The following is a 21,138-nucleotide window of genomic DNA, read 5'->3' as shown; positions in this document are numbered from 1 at the left end:
CAGCTGCTACGGTAGCGTGGTTCGTGGCATGATAAAAAGACCACGCCAACCCAACCTGATAGAGCCACGCAGCTCGCCTGCCTGCACGCCATGTCCGACTCCGCCCTCGCCGCCTCCGCCCTGGACCTGCTCGATGCCCCGCTGGACGACCCCGGCGCCGCCGGCCAGCCGGTCTCGCTGCAGCGGCAACTGCAGCAGCGGCTGCGCCAGGCCATTCTGAGCGGCCGGCTGGCGCCCGGCACGCGCCTGCCCGCCTCGCGGGCGTTGGCCGAATCGCTGGGGATTTCTCGCAACACCGTCACGATCGCCTACGACCATCTGGCCGCCGAGGGCTACGTGCTGGCGGATCGGCAAGGCACGCGCGTCGCGGCGCTGGCCCGGCCGGCCGCTGCCAGCGCCCCACCGCCGCCGGTCAGCGCGCTGCCGGCCCTGTCGGCCCGGCTCGCGCAAATCGCGCCGCATCCGGTGCGGCACGACGTGCATCTGGCGCTGCGCCCGGGCACGCCCGCGCTGAATCATTTTCCGCAGGCCGCGTGGCGCGGCGCCCTGGAGCGCGCGGTGCGCGGCAGCGGCGCGGCGGCGCTGGGCTATGGCGACCCCGTGGGCGAACCGGCGCTGCGCACGGCGATTGCCCGCTACCTGGGCATCGCGCGCGGCGTGCGCTGCGACGCCAGCCAGATCGTGATCACCGAAGGCGCCCAGGAGGCGCTGGCACTGTGCGTGAAACTGTTGTCGAATCCGGGCGACACCGCCTGGGTCGAAGAGCCCGGCTATCGCGGCGCCAAGACCGCGTTCGCGGCCGGCGATCTGCGCATGGTCCCGATCCGGGTGGGCGCCGAAGGCCTGGCCGCGAGCGCCGAGGATTGGCGCACCCGCCCGCCGCGCCTCATCTACGCCACGCCCTCGCATCAATACCCCACGGGCGCGGTGCTCTCGGCGGCCCGGCGCCTCGAGCTGATCGCGCTGGCGCGCAGTCACGGCGCCTGGATCATCGAAGACGACTACGACAGCGAGTTCCGCCATCACGGCGAGCCGATCGCGGCCATGCAGGGCCTGGTCGACGCGGCGCCCGTGCTGTACGTCGGCACCTTCTCCAAGACCATGTTCCCGTCGCTGCGCATCGGCTTTCTGGTACTGCCACGGGCGCTGGCGCCGGCCGTGGCCGCGCCGCTGGGCGAGCTGCTGCGCGGCGGCCATCGGCACGAACAGCTCGCGCTGGCGGACTTCATCGAGAGCGGCCAGTTCAGCCGTCATCTGGGCCGCATGCGCAGGCTCTATCGCGAACGCCAGACGGCGCTGCGTGCCGCGCTGGCGCGGCATTTCGACCTTCCCCATCAGCTCGAGGGCGGCCATTGCGGCCTGCACCTGACGCTGCGTCTGCCGCCCGAATATCCGGATCGCGCCATCGTGGCGGCGGCCGCGCCGCACGCGATCGCGCCGGCGGCGCTATCGGCCTTCGCGCTGTCGCCCGATGCCCGCGACAACGGTCTGGTACTGGGCTACGGCAATACCTCCGCCGAGCGCTTCGACACGATCGTGACGCGGCTGGCGCAGCTCGCGCGCCAGGCGGGACGCGCGTCCGGGTGAGAGATCAGCCGGCCGCCTGCAGCGCGCGGCGGCGGCGCCACCAGCGGGCATACACGAACAGATTGAGGCTCATGGCCGCCAGTCCCAGCCCGGCCTGCACGGGGCGCGTCAGGCCCTCGGGGTACAGCAGCGACCATACGTAGTGCGCAATGAAGCCGCCTTCGTAACCCTCCTGGCCGGCGCGCCAGCGCAGGTCGTTTTCGAGCGGCGTGAGCGGACAGATGCCGCCGGTCACGGTGATTCCCACGGCCCAGGCGATTGCCGGCAGGTGCAGCCAGATCAGCCGCGGCCAGCGCGCGAGCAGCAGCCCGCCCAGCACGGCGAACAGCACGAAGAGCCCATGAAACAGAACGACGGCGTCCGCCAACAGACCGTAAAAAGACATCGCTCAGCCACCGATCAATGCGCCGAGCAGCAGCATCGCGAGCAGCAGCCAGAAGAGGCCACTGAAGATCGAGCGCCCCAGAAACGCCTTGATGGCGGCCCACACGAACAGCAGGCCCAGGATGAGCAGCGCAAAATTGAACACGCTGGCGCTCATGCCCATGGCCTGCGCCAGGCCATTGAAGAAGTCCGACAACGCCCCGCCCAGGCCGCCGAACAGCCAGCGCAGCCCATCGACGATGGCGCGGATGATGCCGCCGAGCATCGCGCCGGCGGAGGAAAAGAAACTATCGTCCTGCATGGATATGCCAATGGGGACACGCCCCCGAATCCTGAATTCCTCTTTATATCCCATCCCCGTCTGGGGGCAAGCCGGGCGGCGGCGCGCAGTCTCGGGTTTAATAGAGCCCGATCCGTTCATTCCGGCCATCGCAACCCGGCCCGCGCCCAGGCGCGGCGCGCGGCGCGGCGGCCCAGGCTACGCAAGGAACCGTATTCATGGCTTTTGATTTCGATCTGTATGTAATTGGTGCGGGCTCGGGTGGCGTGCGTTCGGCGCGCTTCGCGGCCGGTTACGGCGCGCGCGTCGCCGTGGCCGAAAGCCGCTATCTCGGCGGCACCTGCGTCAATGTGGGCTGCGTGCCCAAGAAGCTGCTGGTCTACGGTGCCCACTATCGCGAAGACTTCGAACTGGCCAACGGCTACGGCTGGACGCCCGGGCACCCCGGCTTCGACTGGCCCACGCTGATCCAGAACAAAAACCGTGAAATCGAGCGCCTGAACGGCATCTATCGCAACCTGCTGGTCAACAGCGGCGTCACGCTGCACGAGGGTCATGCACGCATCCTCGACGCTCACACCGTCGAGGTCAATGGCCGCCAATACAGCGCCGCGCACATCCTGATCGCCACCGGCTCCTGGCCGTTCGTGCCGGAGATCCCGGGCAAGGAATACGCGATCACGTCGAACGAGGCCTTCTTCCTGAAGCAGCTGCCCCGCCGCGTGCTGGTGGTGGGCGGCGGCTACATCGCCGTCGAGTTCGCCTCGATCTTCAACGGCCTGGGCGCGCAGACCACGCTGATCTACCGCCGCGAGCTGTTCCTGCGCGGCTTCGACGGCTCGGTGCGCGAGCACCTGCGCGACGAGCTGCAGAAAAAGGGCATGACGCTGCGCTTCCAGGGCGACATTTCGCGCATCGACAAGCTGCCCGACGGCACGCTGGCGGCCACCCTGACCGACGGCTCGGTGATCGAGGCCGACTGCGTGTTCTACGCCACCGGCCGCCGCGCCATGACCGACAACCTCGGCCTGGAGAACACCGGTGTCGAGCGCGACGCCAACGGCTTCATCAAGGTGGACGACGAGTACCGCACCACCGAACCCTCGATCCTCGCCATCGGCGACGTGATCGGCCGCGTGCCGCTGACGCCGGTGGCGCTGGCCGAGGGCATGGCCGTGGCCCGCCGCCTGTTCAAGCCCGATGAATATCGCAAGGTGGATTACACCCATATCGCGACCGCCGTGTTCAGCCTGCCCAACATCGGCACGGTGGGCCTCACCGCCGAGCAGGCGCTCGAACAAGGCCACAAGATCAAGCTGTTCGAAAGCCGCTTCCGCCCGATGAAGCTCACCCTCACCGATTCGCAGGAAAAGACCCTGATGAAGCTGGTGGTCGATGCCGAAACCGACCGCGTGCTCGGCTGCCACATGGTCGGCCCCGATGCGGGCGAGATCGTGCAGGGTCTGGCTGTCGCGCTCAAGGCCGGCGCGACCAAGGCGGTGTTCGACGACACGATCGGCATCCACCCCACCGCCGCCGAAGAGTTCGTGACCATGCGCACGCCGGTCGCGGCCTGAGGCGGCGAGAAGACCTGGGCCCGGAGCGCGAGTGCATGCGTGCGCTGCGCGCGGCGGGCAACCTCAGCCGCGCAGCCGTCCCAGCAGGGCCTGCGCGGCGCGCGGTGCCCTCGCCTTCTCGCCGTTGATGAAATAAACGAACACCTGCCGCACGCGGCCCCGCGGCGCGGTGGGCACCAGGCGTGCCAGATCGGCCGGCGCTTCGCCGCGGGCCCATTCGAGCGCCCGTTCGTGCCAGCGGGCCAGCGCCGCGGGCGCATAGCCGTTGGCATACCGGTCGCTAGCCTGCATCAGGCGGGCGTACACGATGTCCGAGGTGCGATCGGCGATGTTCGGATACTCCTCGCTGTCGGTATAGACCGTGGCGATGCCGTGCTTGCGCGCCAGCCGCACATAGGCGCCACAGGCGAAGCTCGGATGCCGGGCGTCCAGCACATGCGACAGCTCACGCCCCTGCACCTGCTCGGGCAGCAGGGCAAAGAATGCCTCGAGCTCCTGGGCATCGAACGGCTTGGTCGCCGGCAATTGCCACAACAGCGGACCGAGCTTGTCGCCCAACTCCGCGATGCCGCTGTCCATGAAGCGCTGCACCGATTCGCCCGCCTCGCCGAGGTTGCGCCGATGCGTGGCGTAGCGCGGCGCCTTCAGACTGAAGATGAAGTCGTCCGGCACCTGCTCCGCCCAGACGGCGAACGTGGTGGGCTTCTGCGAGCCATAGAAGGTGCCATTGACCTCGATCGCCGTCAGTTTGCTGGCGGCATACTCGAGCTCGCGCGACTGCGGCAGGTCGGCGGGATAGAACACGCCGTTGCGCCAGGGCGGAAAGGTCCAGCCGCCGATGCCCACGCGGATGGGCGCCTGGCGCGCGGCCGATGCGGCGCGTGACGGGCTGGCTGGCGTGTTGCGGGTGGTGACCATGTCTGCTCCGTTGATGCACTTCTCTGCGCCCTAGCATTCCGCATTCCCGGCCCGCCTGCCACGGCCGCCGATGCCCGTCGGCCAGGGTCCGTGGCGTCCCCGCGACATTTCGCTGTTCCGGAACAGTTCTGGATTAATCTGCCTCTCGCTCGCACCGCATCCCGCCGGTGCGTACCTCACTCGACGCGCGTGCCACCATGTTCGACTTCGGCAGTTTTCTCGGCTTTGTCCTGATCTGTATCGGCATGGTCCTCACGCCCGGACCCAACATGGTCTACCTGATTTCGCGATCGCTCTCGCAGGGGCGGCGCGCAGGCCTGATCTCGCTGGCGGGCGTGGCGCTGGGTCTGATGTTTTTCGTGCTGTGCGCCGCGCTGGGCATCACCGCGCTGCTGATGGCGGTGCCCTATGCCTACGAGGCGCTGTGCATCGGCGGCGCGATCTACCTGTTGTACCTCGCCTGGCAGGCTCTGCGTCCGGGCGGCCGCTCGCCCTTCGAAGTGCGTCAGCTGCCGGTGAGTTCGCCGCGCCGCCTGTTCTCGATGGGGCTCCTGACCAGCCTGCTCAATCCCAAGATCGCGGTGCTGTACCTCTCGCTGCTGCCGCAATTCATCGACCCGTCCCGCGGCCACGTCCTGGCGCAGTCGCTGATCCTCGGGTTCACGCAGGCGGCGATCAGCGTCACGTTCAACGCCATGATCGTGCTGGCGGCCGGCTGGGTGTCGGCGTTTTTCGCGCGCAGCCCGGCCTGGATGGTGGCGCAGCGCATGATCATGGGCAGCCTGCTCGGCGCGCTCGCGGTCCGCATGGCGCTCGACGCCCGCCGCTGAGCCAGGCCCGCCCCCGGGACGCTCGCGCCGGCCGGAGGGGCCCGCGCGTCACCCCGGCAGGCGGAAGCCCTTGCCAAAGTGCGATAATCCCGGGGATGCGCGCGCTGCGCCCGGAGAATGCTTTGACCCGTATCGACGACCCCCTGCACGACCGCGAAGTCGGTCTTGCCGATTCCACCCACGACACCACCCGCATCGACGACACCCGCATCGGCGCGGTGCGTCCGCTGATTTCGCCGGCCCTGCTGCAGGACGAGCTGCCCACGCCGCAGCCGGTGCAGGATCTGGTCGAGACCAGCCGTGCCCGCATCGCCGACGTGCTGCACGGCCGCGACGACCGCCTGATCGTGGTGGTGGGCCCCTGCTCGATCCACGACCACGGCCAGGCCATGGAATACGCGCGTCAGCTCAAGCAGACCGCCGACGCCCTGAGCGACGATCTGCTGGTGGTCATGCGCGTGTACTTCGAGAAGCCGCGCACCACCGTGGGCTGGAAGGGTTACATCAACGACCCGCACCTCGACGGCAGCTTTGCCATCAACGAAGGCCTGCGCCGCGCGCGCCGCCTGCTGCTCGAGATCTCGGGCCTGGGCCTGCCGATCGCCACCGAATTCCTCGACCTGCTCAGCCCGCAGTTCATCGCCGATCTGGTCGCCTGGGGCGCCATCGGCGCGCGCACCACCGAAAGCCCGAGCCACCGCCAGCTCGCATCGGGCCTGAGCTGCCCGCTCGGCTTCAAGAACGGCACCGACGGCGGCATTCAGATCGCCGCCGACGCGATGGTGGCCGCCGCCGCCAAGCACGCCTTCATGGGCATGACCAAGATGGGCACGGCCGCCATCTTCGAGACCCGCGGCAACATCGACACGCACGTGATCCTGCGTGGCGGCAAGCAAGGCCCGAACTACGACGCGGCCAGCATCGACGCCTGTTGCGCCGCGCTGGCCCGCGCGGGGCAGCGCGAGCAGGTCATGGTCGACTGCTCGCACGCCAACTCTAACAAGTCCCACGATCGCCAGATCGACGTGGCGCGCGAGCTGGCCGAGCAGATCGCCGGCGGCGATCAGCGCATCACGGGCATCATGATCGAAAGCAACATCAACGCCGGCCGCCAGGATCTCAAGCCCGGCGTGCCGCTGGCGCACGGCGTGTCGATCACCGACGCGTGCATCAGCTGGCCGCAGACGCTGCCGGTGCTCGACGACCTGGCGCGCGCCGTGCGCGCCCGCCGCGAGCGCGCCGCCAGCCGCTGAACGCCGCGGTCACCGCCGTGCCGGGGGCCCGGGCGCCACGCGCGTCCGGGCCTTATTCTTTGGCGGGCGCTGCGGCCGCTGGCCGACCCCGGGCGCCAGGGAGGTGGCTTATCCTTGGCCCAGGATCAAGACAGCGGCCCGGCCCCCCTGGCAGAATCATGATCAACCCCTATCATCGGAGTCGGAGGCCGTTGCCCATGCCGGCCGTCCCGACCCGCCACTCCGCTGGCCGCGGCGCACGCCCGGCCGGCCCCACCCAGGAGACTTCCCGATGCGCATCAAACGTATCGTTGCCAATCTCGCGGCCCGCGACCCGGCCCAGGCCGAACGCTTTTATCGCGACGTGCTCGGCCTGGAACTGCTGATGGACCAGGGCTGGATCGCCACCTATGGCTCCGACCACGACACGACCCCGCAGCTCAGCATCGCCGCCCACGGCGGCAGCGACACGCCCGTGCCGGACCTCTCCATCGAGGTGGACGACCTCGACGAGGCCCTGGAACGCGTGCGCGCCGGCGGCTACGCGGTCGAATACGGGCCCGTCCTCGAGCCCTGGGGGGTGCGGCGCTTCTACGTGCGCGACCCGCTGGGCAAGCTCGTCAACCTGCTCCAGCATGTGGATTGAATCCGCGCCCGCCGTCTCCTTCGCGCCCTGCCCCTGGAATAACCCATGCCTTTGAATCCGGAACCCCACGAAAGCCGCGTCGCCGTTTTGGTCGACTGCGACAACACCACCCCCGAGATCCTCGAGTACGCCTTGCGCGTGGTCGCGCAGTTCGGCCGCGTCGTGCTGCGCCGCGGTTACGGCAATCACAGCACGCTGGCCAATAAATGGCAGGAGGCGCTGGTCCGCCTGGCCTTCACGCCCTGCCTGCAGTATCAGTACGCCGCGGGCAAGAACACCGCCGACATCGCGCTCGCGCTCGACGCCTTCGAAGCGATGTTCGACAACCGCGCCGACACGTTCTGCCTGGTCACCAGCGACTCCGATTTCGCCTATCTGTGCCGCAAGCTGCGCGAGCGTGGCGCCACCGTCTGCATCGTGGGCGAGGCCAAGACACCCGACGCGCTGCGCAATGCCAGCGATCAATTCTTCGAGTGGACCCCGCCGGAGCCGGTGGAATACGCCAGCGCCGGACGCGCCAGCGCACGCCGCGCACCGCGTCCCGCCAAGGCCATGGTCGCCGCAGTGGCGCTGCTCGCCGGCGACACCTCCGAGGGCCGCGTGGGGGTGGGCGAACTGGGTCAGTACCTCAAGCGCACCGATCCGGCGTTTTCGCCCAAGACCTTCGGCTACTCCGGCCTCGTCGACATGCTGCGCAACTTCCCCGAACTGGTGTTGCAGCAGGCCGGCAACTCCTACTGGGTGAGCGTCAAGCCGGTGGAGGTGATCGAGGCGCCCGCCAAGCCCGCGCGCAAACGCGCCACCAAGACCACCAAGAGCCCGAACAAGCGCGCCAAGAGCAACGGCAACGCCGAATGACCCCGCGCGCGCCCGGTCACAATGACCGGCGCGCGGGCGCGCCGCAACCGCCCGCGGCGCGCTACTATAGGTCGTCTTTACCCCGTTCGATCGAAGGAGTCCGCATGATCTGGAAATTCATCCCCCTCGCCCTGCTCGCCGGCCTGACCGCGTGCGCCTCGCCCGGCGGATCGGGCTCGAGCTCGAGCGGCGGCACGGGCGCCTCGCCCTCCGCGGACGTGGCCCCTTCGGCAACCCAGCCCAGCGCTGGCGCGATGCCCGGCAGCGGCCGCACCTGCGATGCCCAGCCCGCGCAAAACATGCTCGGCCAGACCTTCAACGACTCGGCCGCTCAAAAGGTCCGCAGCAGCGCCTCGTCGGACACCGTGCGAGTACTGAAGCCGGGCCAGGTCATGACGCTCGAGTACAACGCCACGCGCGTCAACATCATCGTCGATGGCCAAGGCAAGATCAGCGCGATCCGATGCGGCTGATTCCGCCTCGCAAGAAGACAAACCCGGCCGAGGCCGGGTTTATTTTTTCGCCGGGCCGCCCCAAGAAAAAAAGCCCCCTCGGGGGGCAGCAAGCCGAAGGCGCAGCGTGGGGGCCCTTTTTCGCTGGGCCTTCCCAAGAAAAAAGCGCTCCCTCGGGGGGCAGCAAGCCGAAGGCGCGCTCACGTCTTGTTGCGCGCCTCGGCCAGCGCCACCGTCAGGTGCATCACGCGCTGCTTGAGGCCGTCGCGCTCCTCGGTCAGGCGCTGGATCACCTTGTTCAAGCGCGCCACTTCGGCCGGATAGTCCGTGATCACCGGTGTCGAGCCATCCGGATCAAACGGCGGATCGCCGTCCGCGCCGGCCTCGGGCTCGGCCTCGCCGCGGGCATCCCGACGGGCGCGCAGCCGCTCGGCCTGGACGGTCTGGCGCACCTCGCGCGCGGTCATGCGCAGCTCTTTACGCCCGCCCTGCACCGCCTGCTTCTGGCGCTCGACCGGCAGCGTCGCCACGGCCGCGGCCGCGTTGATCGACACCTCGCCGGCACGCACCGCTTCGACCAGCTCAGGCGCGGCCTGCTGGCGAATGCGGTCGATCTGGGTCAGGGTGTTGCTGCTCACCCGCGCCTCGCGGGCCAGCGCCTGCCGGCTCGGCATCGCCGGCGCCTGGGCCTCGGCCGGGCTGGCGGCGTCGCCCGCCTCTTCGCCCGGCGCGGCCGCCGGCGCGCGGGACTGCAGAATTTCTTTCTTGCGCAGCGCGAGCACGCCGCGCTGGTAGTCCGACACACTGCGCCGTCCCAGATGATTTTCGATCATCCACAGGCGCACATCGTCGAGCGACTTGAACTTCTCGTGCTGGATGGTGCGAAACGGAATGCCGTGTTTCTGGCAGATGGCGTAGCGGTTGTGGCCGTCGACGAGCAGCTCGCCCCACAGCACCAGCGCGTCGCGGCAGCCTTCGGCCAGCAGACTGCGCTCGAGCGCGGCATGCTCGTCGGGCGTGAGCGGATCGATATAGAGCCGCAGCTCTTCATTGATGACGATATTCATGGGCGGCAGCATAACCCGCCCGGCGCTCAGAGCAGCCCGCCCTCGGCCAGGGCATCGCGCACCTCGCGCAGCCGGGCGATCGGATCGGTCAGTGACAACAGCCGCGCCTTCATGGCGATAGGCAGCGGCAGCAGCTCGCACCAGCGGTCCGCCACCCATCCCGCCTCGTCGAGCCGGTAGGGCGCACCGACGGGCAGATCGTCGGCGCCACGTTGCTGGGCATCGGCAATCAGGGCGCCCAGCATGTCGGCCACGCCCTCGAACGCGGTCGGCACGGGCTCGATCGGATCGTCGTCGATGTCGCTGGCCTCGCCGTGCCACAGCCCATACTGACCGCGCTGGGTGTCGCCAAGCCGGAAGCGGCCCAGACCGGTGCAACTGAGCGCGAGCAGCGTGGGCGTGACCGCCTCGCAGCGATCGATGCGGGCGTAGGTGCCGACCGGGGCCAGCACCTCGATGCCCTCGGGCGTGCGGACCTCCTGGCCTGCCAGCAGCGCGACGACGCCGAAGGGCTCGCCGTCTTCCTGGCAGCGCCGCACCATGTCGAGATAGCGCACCTCGAACACCCGCAGGTGCAGGACCCCGGCGGGAAACAAGGCGTTGCTCAATGGGAAGAGTGCAATGTCGCGCATAAGCCTATGATGACACGATGCCCGGCCCGGCGGGCAAGGAGACGACGATGCCCCAGATTTCTCCCTATCTGTCCTTCGATGGCGACTGTGCCGAGGCGATGCGCTTTTACGAGCGCGTGCTCGGCGGCAAGCTCGTGGCGCTCATGACCTACGGCGAAGGGCCTCCCGAGCTGCAGGCCACGGTGCCGGTGGCGTTTCACGGCCGCGTACTGCATGCCTGCCTGGACCTCGACGGCCAGACGCTCATGGCATCGGATACCGCCGGCGAAGCCTGTGGCGGCCCTTACGAGGGCCAGAAAGGCGTATCCCTGGCCCTCACCTACCCAACGGTATCGGATGCGCAGCGCGTGTTCCAGGCCCTGTCCGAACACGGCAAGGTCGTGATGCCCATGCAACGCACCTTCTGGGCCGAGACCTTCGGCATGGCGGTCGATCAGTACGGCACCTCCTGGCTGATCAACGGCGGAGCGATGTCCTGACCCCATGAACCCCGCCATGACGGAGCGCCGCCGCTGGCTGGCGTTGATGGTGCTGTGCCTGGGCGTCTTGATGATCGTGCTCGACACGACCATCGTGAACGTCGCCCTGCCCTCCATCAAGGCCGACCTGAAGTTCGACGAGGCCAACCTGGTCTGGGTCATCAATGCCTACATGCTGACCTTCGGCGGCTGTCTGCTGCTGGGAGGACGGCTGGGCGATCTGTTCGGGCACCGGCGCATGTTCCTCGCCGGGCTCGTGCTGTTCACGCTGGCATCGCTCGCCTGCGGCATGGCGCACACGCGCACCCTGCTCGTCGCGGCGCGGGCACTGCAGGGCGTGGGCGGCGCGGTGGTGTCGGCCGTGTCGCTCTCGCTCATCATGACGCTCTTCACCACCCCCGCCGACCGGGCCCGCGCCATGGGCGTGTACGGCTTCGTCTGCGCGGGAGGCGGCAGCATCGGCGTGCTGCTGGGCGGCCTGCTCACCGGCGCCCTGAGCTGGCATTGGATCTTTCTGGTGAACCTGCCGATCGGCGTGCTGGTGTATGCGCTGTGCGTGGCGCTGCTGCCCGCGCACACCGCGCAGGGCCCGCGCCCCCGGCTCGATCTGGCGGGCGCCTGCGCGATCACCGCGGCGCTGATGCTGGCGGTGTATGCGGTGGTCAATGGCAACGAGGCGGGCTGGACCAGCCTCGCCACGCTCTCGATGCTGGGCGCGGCGGCGGTGCTGCTGGCCGCCTTCATCGCGATCGAGGCCCGCGTACGCGAGCCGCTGATGCCGCTCGGCCTGTTCCGCCTGCGCAACGTGGCGACCGCCAACGTGGTGGGCGTGCTGTGGGCGGCGGCGCTGTTCGCGTGGTTTTTCATCTCGGCGCTGTACATGCAGGTCGTGCTGGGCTACAGCCCGATGCAGGTGGGCCTCGCATTCCTGCCCGCCAACATCGTCATGGCGCTCTTTTCGCTCGGCGGATCGGCGCGGCTCGTGATGCGGTTCGGCATCCGCGCGCCGCTGGCCGCCGGGCTGCTGCTCGCCGCGCTCGGGCTTGCCTGGTTCGCCCGCGTGCCCGAAGCGGGGGGATTCTGGATCGATGTGATGCCCGGCATGACGCTGCTCGGCGTCGGCGCGGGCATCGCGCTCAATCCGATCCTGCTGGCGGCCATGAGCGATGTAGAGCCCGCCGACGCGGGCCTGGCGTCGGGCGTGGTGAACACGGCGTTCATGATGGGCGGTGCGCTCGGACTGGCGCTGCTGGCGGCCCTGGCCGGCGCGCGCAGCGCCGCGCTGGCGGCGGCGGGCGCCCTGCCGGCCACCGCGCTCACCGGCGGCTACCGGCTCGCGTTCGCGGTGGGCGCGGCCGCCGCCCTGCTGGCGGCCCTCGCGGCGGGCCTGGTGATGCGCACGCCGCGTAACCGTCCGGCCGACCAGCCCGCCCCGCACGCCTGACTCGGCGGCCTCACACCGCCAGGCTGCGCTCCGTCTCGGACCAGATCTGACGCGCCAGCGCGCGCGGGTTATCGGCCGCCACGTAGAGGCGGATTTCCATGTCGATATCGTTGACCTCATGGTCGGCCCGCACCAGAGTGCCCGCCTTCAGGTCCTGCTCGACCAGCGTGTACGGCAGCCATGCCAGGCCCAGCCCCTGACGCGCCACGGCCAGGATCGCGTCGGCCAGATCCGACTCGTAGACGGTGTTGAGCAGCGCCGGCGTGCAGATGCCCTTGAGGCGGCTGCGCATGATCTTGCCCAGCGACATGCTGTCGGAATAATCCAGGAACGGCACGGCAGGATCCGTGCGGATGCGCGGCACCTGAAAACGCGGATGTCCCGGCGCCAGCGGCGCGCTCACCGCGACGAGCTTGTCGGCGCCGACGCGGCGGTACTTGAACGACGGGTTATCGATTTTTTCGTAGATCGGGTCGTGCGCGTGGCACAACAGAAAATCCACCTCGCCGTCGACCAGCATGTCGATGCCGTAATTCAGCGTGGTGGTGATGACCTTGGTCTGGAACGGCGGCAGGCTCTGTTGCAGACGCAGCATCAGCCCCGGCAGCACCAGGTGCGACAGCGTACGGCCCGAGGCGATCAGCACCCGGCGGGCGCGGGCCTGCTCGGGCTTCTGCAGCGACGCGCGCGTGTCGTTCAGGATGTCCATCACCTCGAGCGCCGCCGCCAGCACGACCTTGCCCGACGCGTTGAGCTGGGTGTGCTGCGTGCCACGTTCGACCAGCGGCACCCCCGCCCACTCTTCGAGCGCCCGGATGCGCCTGCCGAACGCCGGGTGCGTGACATTCCGGCTTTCGGCCGCGCGGAACAGGCTCGACGACTTGGACAGCGCGATGAAGTCTTCCAGCAATTTGAGGTGCATGGTCGGCCCGCAAGAGAGCAACGGTGGGCCGGACGCGCTGCCCTGCGTGCGTCCGGCTTGTGCCATATCGGCACAGGGTCTGCGCATTTTGCACAAACCTGGTGCGTCTCACAACTACCATTTGATACATCCTGAGAACGTTGCCCTGCCCATGTCGCTCGCTTCCGTCCGTCTCAAATCGATCCGCAGCCGCCATATCGGCGGCCAGGATGCCGTTGTCCGGGGCGTTCCCGTGCAGCGCCGCCAGGTGGTCGAGAACGCGGAGCCGCGCGCCGTGGACATGAACGGCACTTATGCCGTGGGCCAGCTCTATGTGCAGGAATATCGCCTCGAATCGCCCGTCTGCCCCTACCCCGTGCTGCTCTGGCACGGCGGCGGCATGACCGGCGCGCAGTGGGAATCCACGCCGGACGGCCGCGATGGCTGGCTCTGGCGGCTGCTGCAGGCCGGCTTCGACGTGAGCGTGTGCGATGCGCCCGAACGCGGCCGCGCCTCGTGGGCGATGTATCCGCAGGTGTATCCCACCGAGCCGCAGTTCCGTACCAAAGAAGAAGCCTGGAGCCTGTTTCGCATCGGCGCCGCCCAGGGCTATGCGCCGCATCCGGCGCTGCGCCAGGCCTATCCCGGTCAGCAGTTTCCCGTGCAGGCGTTCGATCAGTTCGCCAAGCAGTTCGTCGCGCGCTGGCTCGACCACGACGCCATGACGCTGCGGGCCTATCGCGAGCTGCTCGAGCAGACCGGCCCGTGCATTCTGCTGGCGCACAGCCAGGGCGGTGGTTACGCCACGCGACTGGCGCGGCTGTGCCCGCGACTCGTGCGTGCCGTGGTGGCCGTCGAGCCGACCGGGGTGCCCGACCAGCCCTCGGCCACCTGCGCGCCGCATCTGTTGATCTGGGGCGACCATTTCGGTGATAACGGAACCGGTGCCCCTGGCGTCTGGGCCGATTATCGCGACCGCACCGACCGCTACTGGTCGGCGCTGCAACGTCATGGCTGTACGGCGGAGGTCTACGATCTCCCGGCCATGGGCATTACGGGTAACTCCCATTTCTGCATGCTCGACCTCAACAGCGACGAGGTGGTGGCCAAGGTGAATGCCTGGCTGCTGCATCACGCTGGCACATAACTTAAAGAACGCAAGACAGGAGAGGAATGATGTTGTTGAACAAGCTCCAGCTCGCCACGGTCACGGCAGTGGCCCTGGCGGCGCTCGCCCCGGCGGCGCACGGCCAGACCAGCTATCCGGCCGACAAGCCGATCCGCATGGTCGTGCCGTTTCCCCCCGGCGGCACCGCCGACATCATCGGCCGTGTGTTCGCCGCGCAGTTGGCCAAGGAGCTCAAGACCAGCGTCGTCGTCGAGAACAAGGCCGGCGCGGGCGGTTCGATCGGTACGCGCTTCGTGGCCGACTCGGCCCCTGACGGCTACACGGTGCTCCTCGCCTCCTCCAGCACGCACGGCACCAACCCCGCCGTGTACAAGAATCTGAGCTATGACGCCGTGGCCGACTTCACGCCGATCACGCAGCTCGTGACCGTGCCGGGTCTGCTGAGCGTGACCAAGGAGTTCCCCGCGCAAGACCTCCAGGGCCTGATCGAGCTCACCAAGGCCAACCCGGACAAGTACTCGTACGCTTCGTCGGGCGCGGGCGGCCTGGGCAACCTGGCCATGGAACTGCTGAAGTCGACCACCGGCGCCAAGCTGCTGCACATCGCCTACCGCGGCGCGGGTCCGGCGTTCACCGACGTGATCAGCGGCCAGGTCAGCATGATCTGGGAGCCCGTGCCGGCCTCGCTGCCCTACGTGACGAGCGGCCAGCTGCGCCCGATCGCCATTGCCGCCGAACAGCGTTCGTCCGAATTGCCGAACGTTCCCACTTTCAAGGAAGCGGGTCTGGCTAACTACGAAGCGGTGGCCTGGAACGGCTTCCTGGCGCCCAAGGGCCTGCCGGCGGACATCCAGAAGACCCTGCACGACGCGTCGGTGCGTGCCCTGAAGGATCCCGAGCTGCAAAAGAAGCTGGCCTCGCTGGGCGGTACGGTCGTCGCAAACACGCCGGAAGAGTTCCGCGCCGTGATCAGCAAAGACACCACCAAGTGGAAGCAGGTGGCCCAACAGGCCAATATTTCGCTGGACAACTGATCCGGGCCTCGGCCGCCGGTTCTCGCCGGTTCCGGCGGACGGGCACGGATGTTGTGTGTGATGGGTGTGGCATCAGTTGGCCGGCCGCAGGGGGGAGCCTCCCTGACGCGGCGCCGAGAGCGGCGACGCAGAAGGCTGCGGTCCGGTCGCCACGCAGCGAAACCCATCGCAGTAGTAATGAAACCGGCCGCGGCCCTGACCACGACCGCGCCGGTTTCAGAAGTGCGAGTAGTCGAAGTCCGTGCCCGGGGGGTGACCTCCGGGCATTTTTTTGGTCCCAGTATTTCGAATGTTGTCTAAATATGCCCTAGATATGTAACTAAAAACATCCGGCTGCCCGGGCACTGCCTTGCCGGAACACGGAACTGCACACATGAACGCCGCTGCTGCGCGGACCCTTCCGCCCGATGTTCCCGCGCGCGAGCGCTGAAAAGAACAGATGCATTCCGTTGAATCTGGAGTTTGAACAGTCATGGCCCGCACACATAAGTTCAGGGCATGCGACGCCTCTGAGCGGTAACGGCACGATCCTCCCTTCAACACAGGGGCGCCCCGCAAAGGAGGAGTTCGTCATGCTGCATCCCACTGCCCGTCTGTCTCTGGCCGGACTCGTCCTGGCCTGCGCTGCTCCTGCCGCTCACGCGCAGGTCTATACCAACGGCACCGCCACGGCCACGTTCACGGTCTCGTTGCAGGTGCTCGCGAACTGCTCGATCTCCGCCGCGCCGCTCGCCTTCGGCACCGCCGGCACCCTGGCCTCGCCGTTGCAGGGACAAACCACGCTGAGCGTACGCTGCACCAACTCCACGCCCTACAACGTGGGCCTGGACGCCGGCAACGTCGCCAGCTCCACCGTGGCGAACCGCCTGCTGGCCGGCACCTCGACCGGCAACACCACCACCACGGTGGCCTACCAGCTCTACCAGGATGCCGCCCGCACCACGATCTGGGGCAACACCCAGGGCACCAACACGGTGGGAGGCGTGGGCAACGGCACCGCGCAGACGCTCAACGTGTACGGCCAGGTCGCCACGCAGACGGCGCCCGCGCCCGATACGTATCAGTCCACCGTGACGGCCACCGTCTACTTCTGACAGGAGAGCGGCAGTGCCCAAGCTTGGGATATTGCGCCAGGCGGCGCGCGCCTGCCTGCTCGCCGGTGCGCTGTGCGCCGGCCCGGCCGCGCTGGCCGCCAGCCTGCAGATTTCGCCCGTCATCATCAATCTCGCGCCGGGCGAACGCGCCACCACCATCCGGCTCGAGAACACCGGCATGGAGCCGATCTACGGACAGGTCCGCGTCTTCGCGTGGTCGCAACGCGATGGGCAGGATGCGCTCGAACCGACGCAGGCCATCGTCGCGAGCCCGCCGCTGTTGCAGATTCCGCCCCGTAGCAGCCAGATCGTGCGTCTGCTGCAGGCCGGGGATCTGCCGGCCGGCGAACAATCGTTCCGGATGCTGATCGACGAAATCGCCCCGCCCGGGCAGGCGCCGCGCACCGGCGTGGACGTGCGCCTGCGGTACTCCGTGCCGATCTTCGCCGGCGCGCAGACCGCGCAGCCGGTGGCCCAGGCGCTGACCTGGTCGCTGGTGCGCGAGGGCGATGCGCTGCGTCTGCAGTTGCACAACGCGGGGCCGCACCGCGCCCAGGTGAGCCAGGTCGTGCTGGAGTCCGCCGGGCGGCGCTACGCCTACGAGCCCGGCCTGCTGGGTTATGCGCTGGCCGACAGCACCCGGCGCTGGCCGCTGCCCGATGGCTTTCCCGCCAGCGCCGCCGGCGGCGCGGTGCAGATCCAGGCCGTGGTGAACACGGTGGCTACGCGCGCGCCGGTGGGTGCCGCGCCGCAACGGTGAGCATCCGCCATGCGCGCGTGTGCCTTCCCTGGCAATTTGCCCTGCGCTGCGTTCTGGCTGCCGCCGGGACGACCGCGGGCGGCCTCGCAACCGGCCAGTCGGCGCCGCCAGGCGGCTGGCTGATGACACAACAGACCGATCAGGAGGTCTATCTGAGCGTGCGGCTGGACCGCCAGCCCACCGCGCTCATCGCCCGCTTCCGCCTGACCCAGGGCCGCCTCTACGCGCGTGGCTCCGATCTCTCGCACATCGGCCTCGACATCGGCGCCCTGGGCATCCGGCCCGACCAGGAGGTGGGCCTGGACGACATCCAGGGCCTGAACTACGACTACGACGCGGGCCAGCAGACCGTGGCCCTCGACACCCGCGAAGGCATGCGCACGCCCTATCGGATCGACGCGCGCGGTTTGCCCGCGACCGGTCCGGCGCAGGCGGGGCGCGGCCTGCTGCTGAACTACGACGTCTATGCCCGGACCGCGCGCGAAGCGCCGCTGGCCGCGTGGAGCGAACTGCGGTACTTCGACCGGCATGGCGTGCTCAGCAACACCGGCATCGGCTATTGGTATCAGGACCTGCGGCGCTACGTGCGCTACGACACCACCTGGGCCAGCACCGACCAGGACGGCATGCGCACGCTCGAGGTGGGCGACACCGTGACCGGATCGCTGAACTGGTCGCGCTCGATGCGCCTGGGCGGCGTGCAGTGGCGCCGCAACTTCGCCACCCGCCCCGACCTCGTCACGTTTCCGATGCCGGAGCTCGGCGGCTCGAGCGTGGTGCCCTCGGCCGTCGACGTCTACATCAACAGCATCCGGCGCTACTCCGGCAACGTGCCCAGCGGGCCCTTCATGGTGGATAACGTGGCCGGCATCACGGGGTACGGCCAGGCCAATGTGGTGACCCGCGACGCCCTCGGCCGGCCGGTGTCGCTCTCGGTGCCGATCTATGTCGACACCCGGCTGCTGGCCGCCGGCCTGTCGAGCTACTCCGCCGAGGCCGGTTTTCTGCGCAGACAGTATGGCTGGCGCTCGTTCGAGTACGCCGCCACGCCGGCCGCCAGCGGCACATGGCAGTACGGTCTGAGCAATACGCTGACCGTGCAGGCGCATGGAGAAGCGACCTCCGGCGTCTACAACGCCGGGGTCGGCGCGCTCGTGCAACTCGGCACCCGCGGCGTGCTGAGCGCCTCGCTCGCCGGCAGCGGCGGGCACGACACCGGCGCGCAGATCGGGCTCGGCTACCAATACGTGGACAGCCGGTTCGCGATCGACGTGTCGACCCTGCGCGCCGTGAGCGGCTACAGCGACCTGGCCACGGCCGAAGGCATACCGGTCACGCGCGCCACCGACCAGGCCACCATCACGGTGCCGGTCGGCCAGGGCCAGACGCTGGCCGCCAGCTATATCGGCGTGCGCTATCCCAAGACCGACCCGGCGCGCATCGGATCTCTTTCGTATTCGATCAACGTGGGCGGCAACCTGACGTTCAGCCTGAGCGCCTACAAGGACTTCAATCGCGACGACACGCATGGCGCGTTTCTCGGCGTGGCCCTGGCGATGGGCCAGATCTCGGCCAGCACCATGGTGGGCCGCCAGGGCGACGATGCCTACGTGAACGCCAGCGCGCTGCGGGCTCCGGACTACGAGGGCGGCTTCGGCTGGGGTGCGCAGGCCGGCCAGGCCACCGGCACGCGATTCGGACAGGCCTGGACCCGCTACCTCGGGCGCTACGGTGAAATCACGGCGGGCGCTCAGCACACCGACGGCCACACGGAAGGCACGCTCGATGCCAACGGCGCGCTCATTCTGATGGGCGGCACCGTGCAGCCCGCGCGTCGCGTGATCGATTCGTTTGCGCTGGTGAGCACCGATGGCCGCGCGGGCGTGCCGGTGCTCAACCACAACAACGAGATCGGACGCACCGATCGCGGCGGTTTCATGGTCGTGCCCGATCTGAACAGCTATCAGCAGAACCGCATCGACATCGATCCACTCGAACTGCCGGCCAACGCCGCGGTGGACAGCTTCAGCCAGACCCTCGTGCCCCAGGCGCGGGCCGGGGTGGTCGCGCGCTTCGGCATGCGCCAGCAGGCGGCGGCGAGCGTGGTGCTGGCCGACGAACAGGGCCAGCCGCTGCCGGTGGGCGCGCGCGTGCTGCATCGGGAGAGTGGCGAAGTCGGCGTCGTCGGCTACGACAGCGTGACCTTCCTGACGCAGCTCGTCGCGCAGAATCATCTCGATGTGCAGGGCGAGTCGTTTGCCTGCAGCGCGGAGGTGGCGTTCGTGCCCCCGGGCGACGGCAGCCTGCCGCGCCTGGGCCCGGTCACGTGCCGGAGGGCGGCGCCATGAGCCATGCCCTGCCGATGACTGCCGGAAGCGCGCGCGCCGCGGCATCGCTGCAGCGCGCCCTGCTGCTCGCGTTGCTGGCCCTGGTGGCGTGCCTGTTCAGCCCGCGGGCGCAGGCGGACACCTGCACCGCAAGCATGACCCCGATCACGTTTCCGGCGGTCAATCCGATTCTGGGCGCGGCGGTGGCGGGCCAGGGCACGCTCACGGTGTCCTGCGATTTCACCTCGGCGCTCGCCATCGGCGCGCTCGTCTGCGTCAATCTGGGCGCGGGCGCGAACGGCCAGCAGGACCCGCGACTCATGAGCAACGCCGGCAGTGCCGTGCGGCTGCAGTACCGGCTCTCGCAAAACTCGAACATGTCGCCGGTGTGGGGCACGGTCACGTCGGGCCAGCCGATCCAGCTCACGTTCATCCGCCCGCTGCTGGGCGGTCAGCCGCCCGCGCAAAGCGTCACGATCTATGGCCAGGTGCTGCCCAATCAGTTCACGGTGCCCACGGTCAACAACGCCACCACGACCTATACCGAGGCCTTCAGCGGCAACGCCACGCTGAACTATCTCTTCTATACCGTGACGCTGGCCAACTGCAGCTCGGTGCCGCTGGTGCGCACAGTCCCGTTCACCGTGTCGGCGCCGGTCACCAACAACTGCACTATCTCGACCAGCCAGAACATGGTGTTCGACGGCGCGGGCACGCGCTCGCTGCTCAACAGCCCGATCGACGCCAGCGCCACGCTGGCGGTCCGGTGCACCAACAACGATGCCTATCGCATCCGGCTCGACGGCGGCCGCTATGGCACGGTGGCGCAGCGCTACATGCAACGCACGGGCGGCACGCAGCGCATCCCCTATGCGCTCTACACCAACAGCACGCGCACCACGCTGTGGGGCGACGGCACGGGCGGCACGAACTTCTTCACGGCGACCGGCACGGGCAACATCCAGACCGTGACCGTGTACGGCCGGGTGCCCGCGCAGCCCGCCCCGGTGCCGGGCAGCTATTCCGACACCGTCACCGCCACCATCGAATTCTGATCAGAAGGTGACCTGCCAGGCAGGCGGCGCGCCGTCATCGGCGGGCGGCAACGGCGCGGCAAGAAAACGCGCGTCGCGGTTGCGCACCGCCTCGACCCGCACAGGCATGGGATGGCGGCACAGCACCACGGGAATCGCCTCGTCGTAGGCGGGCGATCCGCTCTCGATACTGCATAGCGTGAGCACGCGCAGCTCGACCTGCAGCGGCGCCTGAGTCACGTAGGGCTCGAAGGCCGACGCGTCGGCGGTGGCAATGCCCAGACTCGCCGCGATCAGCACCACAGATGAGGGGGATGCCCGCGTGATGCGGGCCAGGGCCGCCATCCGGGCGAATGCCGGCCGGCCTGTCACGGGGCGGCGCCCCGCACGAAAACGCACGAACATGATGACTCGGGTGGAAACCGGCCGCGCCGGACAGCGGGGCCGGCACAGAATGTAGCGCGGCCCCGCGG

General features: G+C 68.9%; 22 protein-coding genes. 15 read left to right on the top strand and 7 right to left on the bottom strand.

From position 1 onward, the window contains the following. Nucleotides 1-90 precede the first annotated feature (90 nt). Nucleotides 91-1,587, top strand: coding sequence for a MocR-like pyridoxine biosynthesis transcription factor PdxR (pdxR, locus tag CEK29_RS09035; protein ID WP_094857880.1), 1,497 nt, complete (start codon nt 91-93; stop codon nt 1,585-1,587). A gap of 4 nt (nt 1,588-1,591) precedes the next feature. Here pdxR and CEK29_RS09030 read toward each other — a convergent pair whose 3' ends face one another. Together CEK29_RS09030 and CEK29_RS09025 are read right to left on the bottom strand one after the other, a co-directional pair. Further along, a complete protein-coding gene (locus tag CEK29_RS09030; protein WP_094799256.1) occupies nt 1,592-1,972 on the bottom strand; it encodes a DUF2784 domain-containing protein in 381 nt (126 codons plus the stop codon). Nucleotides 1,973-1,975: 3 nt separating this feature from the next. Then, entirely contained in the window at nt 1,976-2,272 is a 297-nt protein-coding gene (locus CEK29_RS09025; protein WP_094799255.1) for a hypothetical protein, read from the bottom strand. Between the two features lie 197 nt (nt 2,273-2,469). On the opposite strand from CEK29_RS09025, the gene gorA reads away from it, so the two are divergent. Further along, on the top strand, nt 2,470-3,828 hold the full coding sequence (gene gorA, locus CEK29_RS09020) for a glutathione-disulfide reductase (protein WP_094857879.1): 1,359 nt from the start codon (nt 2,470-2,472) through the stop codon (nt 3,826-3,828). Nucleotides 3,829-3,891: 63 nt separating this feature from the next. Here the strand turns inward: gorA and CEK29_RS09015 are convergent, their stop codons facing one another. Further along, entirely contained in the window at nt 3,892-4,746 is an 855-nt protein-coding gene (locus CEK29_RS09015) for a DUF72 domain-containing protein (RefSeq protein ID WP_176456866.1), read from the bottom strand. Between the two features lie 197 nt (nt 4,747-4,943). Here CEK29_RS09015 and CEK29_RS09010 point away from each other — a divergent pair, with 197 nt between their 5' ends. From CEK29_RS09010 to CEK29_RS08990, 5 genes are all read left to right on the top strand, one after another. Next, a complete protein-coding gene (locus tag CEK29_RS09010) occupies nt 4,944-5,576 on the top strand; it encodes a LysE family translocator (RefSeq protein WP_094858010.1) in 633 nt (210 codons plus the stop codon). 122 nt (nt 5,577-5,698) lie between these two features. Next, entirely contained in the window at nt 5,699-6,829 is a 1,131-nt protein-coding gene (locus tag CEK29_RS09005; protein WP_094858009.1) for a 3-deoxy-7-phosphoheptulonate synthase, read from the top strand. Between the two features lie 271 nt (nt 6,830-7,100). Next, the gene (locus CEK29_RS09000) at nt 7,101-7,454 is read left to right on the top strand and encodes a VOC family protein (RefSeq protein WP_094799252.1); all 354 of its coding nucleotides are present in this window, start codon (nt 7,101-7,103) and stop codon (nt 7,452-7,454) included. A gap of 45 nt (nt 7,455-7,499) precedes the next feature. After that, entirely contained in the window at nt 7,500-8,312 is an 813-nt protein-coding gene (locus tag CEK29_RS08995; protein ID WP_094799251.1) for an NYN domain-containing protein, read from the top strand. Nucleotides 8,313-8,416: 104 nt separating this feature from the next. Further along, nucleotides 8,417-8,785, top strand: coding sequence for an I78 family peptidase inhibitor (locus CEK29_RS08990; protein WP_094799250.1), 369 nt, complete (start codon nt 8,417-8,419; stop codon nt 8,783-8,785). Between the two features lie 179 nt (nt 8,786-8,964). Here CEK29_RS08990 and CEK29_RS08985 read toward each other — a convergent pair whose 3' ends face one another. Together CEK29_RS08985 and CEK29_RS08980 are read right to left on the bottom strand one after the other, a co-directional pair. Then, on the bottom strand, nt 8,965-9,843 hold the full coding sequence (locus CEK29_RS08985; protein WP_176456864.1) for a hypothetical protein: 879 nt from the start codon (nt 9,841-9,843) through the stop codon (nt 8,965-8,967). Nucleotides 9,844-9,857: 14 nt separating this feature from the next. Next, nucleotides 9,858-10,463, bottom strand: a complete 606-nt coding sequence (locus CEK29_RS08980) for an LON peptidase substrate-binding domain-containing protein (protein ID WP_094857878.1) — start codon at nt 10,461-10,463, stop codon at nt 9,858-9,860. 47 nt (nt 10,464-10,510) lie between these two features. On the opposite strand from CEK29_RS08980, the gene CEK29_RS08975 reads away from it, so the two are divergent. Beyond that, nucleotides 10,511-10,942, top strand: coding sequence for a VOC family protein (locus CEK29_RS08975; protein WP_094799248.1), 432 nt, complete (start codon nt 10,511-10,513; stop codon nt 10,940-10,942). A gap of 4 nt (nt 10,943-10,946) precedes the next feature. Continuing rightward, nucleotides 10,947-12,386 carry a DHA2 family efflux MFS transporter permease subunit gene (locus CEK29_RS08970; protein WP_255176111.1) on the top strand — a complete coding sequence of 480 codons (1,440 nt, stop codon included), beginning with the start codon at nt 10,947-10,949 and terminating at the stop codon, nt 12,384-12,386. 10 nt (nt 12,387-12,396) lie between these two features. On the opposite strand, the gene CEK29_RS08965 is transcribed toward CEK29_RS08970, so the two are convergent. Beyond that, on the bottom strand, nt 12,397-13,308 hold the full coding sequence (locus CEK29_RS08965; protein WP_094799246.1) for a LysR family transcriptional regulator: 912 nt from the start codon (nt 13,306-13,308) through the stop codon (nt 12,397-12,399). Nucleotides 13,309-13,459: 151 nt separating this feature from the next. Between CEK29_RS08965 and CEK29_RS08960 the strand changes: the two genes are divergently transcribed. The 6 genes from CEK29_RS08960 to CEK29_RS08935 all read left to right on the top strand — a co-directional run bounded on the left by CEK29_RS08960 (nt 13,460) and on the right by CEK29_RS08935 (nt 20,686). Further along, nucleotides 13,460-14,434 carry an alpha/beta fold hydrolase gene (locus CEK29_RS08960; RefSeq protein WP_094799245.1) on the top strand — a complete coding sequence of 325 codons (975 nt, stop codon included), beginning with the start codon at nt 13,460-13,462 and terminating at the stop codon, nt 14,432-14,434. Nucleotides 14,435-14,460: 26 nt separating this feature from the next. Continuing rightward, nucleotides 14,461-15,450: a tripartite tricarboxylate transporter substrate binding protein BugE gene (locus CEK29_RS08955; RefSeq protein ID WP_255176110.1), complete on the top strand. Its 990-nt coding sequence runs from the start codon at nt 14,461-14,463 to the stop codon at nt 15,448-15,450. A 572-nt stretch (nt 15,451-16,022) separates the two neighbouring features. Beyond that, nucleotides 16,023-16,544, top strand: coding sequence for a Csu type fimbrial protein (locus CEK29_RS08950; protein ID WP_094799244.1), 522 nt, complete (start codon nt 16,023-16,025; stop codon nt 16,542-16,544). Nucleotides 16,545-16,557: 13 nt separating this feature from the next. Further along, nucleotides 16,558-17,304: a fimbrial biogenesis chaperone gene (locus CEK29_RS08945; protein WP_255176109.1), complete on the top strand. Its 747-nt coding sequence runs from the start codon at nt 16,558-16,560 to the stop codon at nt 17,302-17,304. A gap of 122 nt (nt 17,305-17,426) precedes the next feature. After that, nucleotides 17,427-19,652, top strand: a complete 2,226-nt coding sequence (locus tag CEK29_RS08940) for a fimbria/pilus outer membrane usher protein (protein ID WP_094799470.1) — start codon at nt 17,427-17,429, stop codon at nt 19,650-19,652. Then, a complete protein-coding gene (locus tag CEK29_RS08935; protein ID WP_141218329.1) occupies nt 19,649-20,686 on the top strand; it encodes a Csu type fimbrial protein in 1,038 nt (345 codons plus the stop codon). The genes CEK29_RS08940 and CEK29_RS08935 overlap by 4 nt, the downstream gene beginning before the upstream one ends. Here CEK29_RS08935 and CEK29_RS08930 read toward each other — a convergent pair whose 3' ends face one another. Beyond that, the gene (locus CEK29_RS08930) at nt 20,687-21,070 is read right to left on the bottom strand and encodes a hypothetical protein (protein ID WP_141218328.1); all 384 of its coding nucleotides are present in this window, start codon (nt 21,068-21,070) and stop codon (nt 20,687-20,689) included. Between the last annotated feature and the right edge of the window lie 68 nt (nt 21,071-21,138).

It is taken from the genome of Bordetella genomosp. 5, assembly GCF_002261475.1.
Taxonomy (GTDB): domain Bacteria; phylum Pseudomonadota; class Gammaproteobacteria; order Burkholderiales; family Burkholderiaceae_B; genus Bordetella.
This window is presented reverse-complemented; position numbering and strand designations above follow the sequence as displayed.

Coding starts and splice junctions, on each gene's coding strand:
- CEK29_RS08935 (WP_141218329.1), top strand. CDS start 19,649: ATGAGCCATGCCCTGCCGATGACTGCCGGAAGCGCGCGCGCCGCGGCA.
- CEK29_RS09030 (WP_094799256.1), bottom strand. CDS start 1,972: ATGTCTTTTTACGGTCTGTTGGCGGACGCCGTCGTTCTGTTTCATGGG.
- CEK29_RS08965 (WP_094799246.1), bottom strand. CDS start 13,308: ATGCACCTCAAATTGCTGGAAGACTTCATCGCGCTGTCCAAGTCGTCG.
- CEK29_RS08995 (WP_094799251.1), top strand. CDS start 7,500: ATGCCTTTGAATCCGGAACCCCACGAAAGCCGCGTCGCCGTTTTGGTC.
- CEK29_RS08960 (WP_094799245.1), top strand. CDS start 13,460: ATGTCGCTCGCTTCCGTCCGTCTCAAATCGATCCGCAGCCGCCATATC.
- pdxR (WP_094857880.1), top strand. CDS start 91: ATGTCCGACTCCGCCCTCGCCGCCTCCGCCCTGGACCTGCTCGATGCC.
- CEK29_RS08940 (WP_094799470.1), top strand. CDS start 17,427: ATGACACAACAGACCGATCAGGAGGTCTATCTGAGCGTGCGGCTGGAC.
- gorA (WP_094857879.1), top strand. CDS start 2,470: ATGGCTTTTGATTTCGATCTGTATGTAATTGGTGCGGGCTCGGGTGGC.
- CEK29_RS08975 (WP_094799248.1), top strand. CDS start 10,511: ATGCCCCAGATTTCTCCCTATCTGTCCTTCGATGGCGACTGTGCCGAG.
- CEK29_RS09010 (WP_094858010.1), top strand. CDS start 4,944: ATGTTCGACTTCGGCAGTTTTCTCGGCTTTGTCCTGATCTGTATCGGC.
- CEK29_RS09000 (WP_094799252.1), top strand. CDS start 7,101: ATGCGCATCAAACGTATCGTTGCCAATCTCGCGGCCCGCGACCCGGCC.
- CEK29_RS09025 (WP_094799255.1), bottom strand. CDS start 2,272: ATGCAGGACGATAGTTTCTTTTCCTCCGCCGGCGCGATGCTCGGCGGC.
- CEK29_RS08955 (WP_255176110.1), top strand. CDS start 14,461: ATGATGTTGTTGAACAAGCTCCAGCTCGCCACGGTCACGGCAGTGGCC.
- CEK29_RS08990 (WP_094799250.1), top strand. CDS start 8,417: ATGATCTGGAAATTCATCCCCCTCGCCCTGCTCGCCGGCCTGACCGCG.
- CEK29_RS08970 (WP_255176111.1), top strand. CDS start 10,947: ATGAACCCCGCCATGACGGAGCGCCGCCGCTGGCTGGCGTTGATGGTG.
- CEK29_RS08980 (WP_094857878.1), bottom strand. CDS start 10,463: ATGCGCGACATTGCACTCTTCCCATTGAGCAACGCCTTGTTTCCCGCC.
- CEK29_RS09015 (WP_176456866.1), bottom strand. CDS start 4,746: ATGGTCACCACCCGCAACACGCCAGCCAGCCCGTCACGCGCCGCATCG.
- CEK29_RS08950 (WP_094799244.1), top strand. CDS start 16,023: ATGCTGCATCCCACTGCCCGTCTGTCTCTGGCCGGACTCGTCCTGGCC.
- CEK29_RS08985 (WP_176456864.1), bottom strand. CDS start 9,843: ATGCTGCCGCCCATGAATATCGTCATCAATGAAGAGCTGCGGCTCTAT.
- CEK29_RS08930 (WP_141218328.1), bottom strand. CDS start 21,070: ATGTTCGTGCGTTTTCGTGCGGGGCGCCGCCCCGTGACAGGCCGGCCG.